The 4111-nt window shown below is 41.9% G+C and carries 3 protein-coding genes; 1 reads left to right on the top strand and 2 read right to left on the bottom strand.

Translation table 11 applies throughout. The annotated features are described in order from the left end of the window. The first annotated feature begins 29 nt into the window (after positions 1 to 29). Positions 30 to 2012 carry a hypothetical protein gene (locus IPP74_15265; protein MBL0320633.1) on the top strand — a complete coding sequence of 661 codons (1983 nt, stop codon included), beginning with the start codon at positions 30 to 32 and terminating at the stop codon, positions 2010 to 2012. 233 nt (positions 2013 to 2245) lie between these two features. Here IPP74_15265 and IPP74_15260 read toward each other — a convergent pair whose 3' ends face one another. Then, positions 2246 to 2623, bottom strand: a complete 378-nt coding sequence (locus tag IPP74_15260) for a hypothetical protein (GenBank protein MBL0320632.1) — start codon at positions 2621 to 2623, stop codon at positions 2246 to 2248. A gap of 325 nt (positions 2624 to 2948) precedes the next feature. After that, positions 2949 to 3860 (bottom strand): hypothetical protein, encoded by a 912-nt coding sequence (locus IPP74_15255; GenBank protein MBL0320631.1) that lies wholly within the window; start codon positions 3858 to 3860, stop codon positions 2949 to 2951. Positions 3861 to 4111: the final 251 nt, after the last annotated feature.

The following is a 4111-nucleotide window of genomic DNA, read 5'->3' as shown; positions in this document are numbered from 1 at the left end:
ATTCAACCGCAACGACATGGAAAACTATTTTGGGCATGATGAATCAGCGGGCACATACATTCTATGGAAATGGTTTATATATCCAATGTGCAAATGGAGGTTTATTAACGACATCAAGTGATCTTATAACATGGACTGCACGTGTTAGTGCAGTCCCACTTGTATCTTTTAATGCAGGTGCATATGGAGCCAGTGTGTATGTTATCGTTGGTAACACATCAACGACAGGCCGTATACAATCAAGCAGTGATGGGATTACGTGGACTGAACGGACATCCAATGCTGGTAACAATACTTTGCTTTATGTGATCTTTGCCGCGGGAACTATTAATCTTTTCATAGCGCCGGGAGCCGCAGGAACTGTTGTAACATCACCAGATGGTATTACGTGGACATCTCAAGTATCCAACCTCGGTGGTTCAAATGCCGGCATAGCTATTGCATTTGATGGAACCACCGTCGTTATTGTTGCGGCATTTGGTAAGATTTCAACATCGACTGATGGTATTACATGGACTGCACGCACAACCAATACAACTGTTAATTCACTAGCCGGTGTTGCATGGAATGGATCTATATTTTGCGCAATTGGTGCCAGTCTTTCTGTTTCTGTAATTACAAGTCCAGATGGTATTACATGGACAAAACAAGATCCTAAATTTCCGATTACAATTACATCAGGAATCCTGTGTTGGGTTACATCTGATTCTGCTGGGGTGTTTTTAATGTGTTACCAGAATAGCACTGCATTATATAGATCAACCGATGGTATCAATTGGACATCACAGGCATCATGGTTTGATTGCCAAACCGTCGACTATATGAACAGTAGATACATTTTGCAATGTTCAGATAATTCTATAATTACGTCAACAGATTGTATAACATGGCAAAAACCATCATTGCGATGCGGAAGTTTTAATTTCGGCAAGATATATTGGTTTAGTGCATTATCGAAATATTACATGAGTCAATCAAATCTTGGTGGAATAGTAACATCGACAGATGGCTCAACATTCGATGGATCAAAAAGCACATCAATAAATGATATTGTGTATAGTGTATCTCAAACGAAAATTGTTGGTGTAGGAACTAATGGTCTTATTGTTACCAGCACAGACTCAGGCGCATCGTTTCAAATTAATAACTCGTTATTTACCGGAGGTAATACGAGTTTGATACATAATTTGACGTCAATTGCATATAGTTCTTCACTCGATAGATTTGTTACTGTGTCAACATACAGTGGGATCTTTACATCACCAAATGGAACAACGTGGACACAACGAGCATACGCATCACCGGTTGGTGTTGTTTCGTTTAAAACAGTTATATATGTAGCAGCAAAATCTCTATTTGTTGCAGTTGGTAGTGGTGTTATCATAACATCACCTGATGGTATTACATGGACAGAAAGAATTTCCCTCGCAAATAGTAATGCAGGTTTCATTGACGTTAAATACAATACATCTCTTGATAGATTCATTGCATGTGGAACTGGCTGCCCAATTATGATTTCGACTAATGGCACAATATGGACACGAATATCAAATCCATCAGGCGGTATTAAAGTAGGATTTAGTTGTATATGTAATCTTGAAGCAGATGGATTCGTTTTGATCGGTGATTCTAAGGAACTTTCATTATATTCCACCGACACTATCACATGGTATCAACGATTCATACCGCGGGAAGCGTTTGGATCAATATCACTACCAAAATCTATTTATTCAACTATTGATTCATGTTCATTGTGGATCGGTGGTAGTAGTAGCGTCCCCGTAGTGCCTGGTAGTATTATTATAATGAAATCTACTGGTGTTTCTGACATAATTCCAATATCACCGGTCCCAGGAACGAATAGTCAATTTATTGCGATTGTTTATATTAGTGCTGATGATTCATATGTTTGCGCGGGAACTAATGGATTATTTTGCAAACTTAAGCGATCATATAATCGGTCAACACAATTTGCACTTCCTGTCTTACAAAATACATTAAGAATCACATAAATACAACACATTTATGTAAAAATACTTTTTTATGCAAAGTATAATGTCGATACAACAAGAATCATATGCGGCGAGGAATTTCCGAGTGCCCGGACAATTCCAAACCGACCCCAATGGAAATATGGTCAAAACATTCTCATATACAGGCGAATCGACGGCAGTAACTCTTAAAATCGGACTCCCACGTGTCGCCGCTGATGTTTCGTCGGTAATCATGAATGGATTGCATTTAACTATGATACGATCCGGCGGCGTTGGTGCACTAACATCGGCGGTCCCAACACTGTCAAAACAGTCACTGTCAACAACTCGTCGGAAACAAACACTAACGTTCCACTGACCGCCCCAACCCCCGCATATAATCTCAACAATGGCTCAACAATCAATCGCCCATACAGTGTCGTAACAACCCCAAGTGCCGACTCTGAAACATCAACGACAACAATAACATATCTCATCACGGCAAGTATGTTTTTACAAGTGCCGATACATGTATTAATATTATGATGAACCGTTTGCGGCGATATGTCGTGGCAGAAAAATAATAACACTTGCGAGACGAGCAATGATAGGACGGAGTGACACGAAGTGTCACGACGGTCCGTATTCATTGCCGAGTCGAGTGTGAGGGCAGAGTGGGCCGCGCTGCACCGCTGCGCGTTGCCCGCGATCCCAAACGCTGCTGCAGTGTGTGATAGACGAAGTTGAGGGTGTGTGAGCCGGGTGCGGCGGTCAACGCAGCGTTGCTGACGCGGCCCGCCTTGCAGCGAACACTCCAGAAACGAAGGCTATCACATACGAACTGCGGCGCCCGAACTGTGTAGTAAAAAAGGAGATTTGTAATGAAGTTGAGGGTGTGTGAGCGCAGCGAACACTTCCGAAACGAAGTTACAAATCTACTTATTTACGAAACTACTTATTTACGAAACTACTTATTTACGAAACTCTCAACAACTGTGAACAGTAGATAAAGTGACCATTGTCAGAGTAAATCGTCTCCGTCGTTCCATCAGCACGTGCAATATTGCAAACATCAGCACCGGTGATCGATGAATTGTGAACGTGCAAGAATCCGAACTTTTCACCACCGTGTGCTATCTCAACAAGAACTGGATACTCGTCGCTGATGATCTTGATCGCAAGTTTTACACCGCTATTAATACCATCTGTGTTGAAAACAGTTCCGACTGGATACCCTGTATATTCAGTAATACCCGCAATCGTGCCAATCGACATCTCCGGCACAGTGCACGAACTCAACAATCGCGATTCATTAGCATCACTATATGTTTTTTTATCACGCGTGCTGTAAACATTATTCTTCGCATCGATGATCAATACTTGTTTACCATACTGAACCTTGACAGTGTTTGCATTGAACTCCATACATCTGAACACTGCAGTATGAACCATTCCGCACATTGTGTAAACTCCAGTATAATACTTGCCTAATACATATTTTATCGCAGGCTCGACCGGCAAACCGAACACAATACCATCGGCAACAACACGCCCGGGAATTGTATATCGACTGATGGCCCCCTCAGGCTGCAGATATGTTATTTCTCTGACACATTTGAGGTCAGTGAAATACATCTCGTTAAAGAGACTGATCATATAGAACGCAGCGCCGATTCCCTCGCATTTGACGCTGTATTCACCAGAATTCAACGCCTGGCCACTAGGAACTGTTACTTTGTATACTTTGTTGAGTATTAATGTTTCTGTCATGTGTTGATGGTTTATATATGTTATAATCTCCATTTCAATTTGTTTGCGCTGACTCGCACTGGGTTCGCGTTGCGAACGCCAGGCTCGTTCAGCGCAAACGTAAAGAATGCGCAGCATCTTAATAATCAGTGACTTATATGAATGATTATCTCGGCGACTTATATGAATGATTATCTCGGCGACTTATATGAATGATTATCTCGGCGACTTGTTCTCCGAATAAAAAATAACACTTGCGAGACGAGCAATAATAGGACGGAGTGACACGAAGTGGCACGACGGTCCGTATTCATTGCCGAGTCGAGTGTGAGGGCAACGTTGCTGCAGTGTGTGATAGACGAAGTTGAGTGTGCATGAGCGCAGCGAAT

Source organism: Alphaproteobacteria bacterium, from assembly GCA_016722515.1.
Lineage (GTDB): Bacteria > Pseudomonadota > Alphaproteobacteria > Rickettsiales > JADKJE01 > JADKJE01.
The sequence above is the reverse complement of the archived record's forward strand: the minus strand, read 5'-3'. Positions and strand labels throughout refer to the sequence as shown.

Coding starts and splice junctions, on each gene's coding strand:
- IPP74_15260 (MBL0320632.1), bottom strand. CDS start 2,623: ATGAATACGGACCGTCGTGACACTTCGTGTCACTCCGTCCTATCATTG.
- IPP74_15255 (MBL0320631.1), bottom strand. CDS start 3,860: ATGCTGCGCATTCTTTACGTTTGCGCTGAACGAGCCTGGCGTTCGCAA.